1 protein-coding gene is annotated in these 213 nt (G+C 38.0%); it reads right to left on the bottom strand.

Translation table 11 applies throughout. The features are described from left to right. The coding region (locus J7R13_RS09450) for a hypothetical protein (RefSeq protein WP_208438365.1) at positions 1-213 on the bottom strand (213 nt) is incomplete at both ends.

Here is a 213-nt window from a genome sequence, read left to right as displayed (position 1 = left end):
AATCTTACCATCCGCAACATTATGCAGACCAACAGCCACAGAATCCTTTCCTTTACCAAAAGTAACACTCGTATAATCAGTTTCATCCTTTGCATTTTTATCATAATGAACTACAGCTGAACCATCAGACTGAAGGTTATTAGAAAGATCCTTCAAGCTTGCATCAAGCTGGCCTTTATTAACTGCTTCATTCTCTTTCTTTGCTGCCTTTAC

Origin of the sequence: Bartonella taylorii 8TBB (assembly GCF_902825155.1) — a bacterium.
Lineage (GTDB): Bacteria > Pseudomonadota > Alphaproteobacteria > Rhizobiales > Rhizobiaceae > Bartonella > Bartonella taylorii_A.
This window is presented reverse-complemented; position numbering and strand designations above follow the sequence as displayed.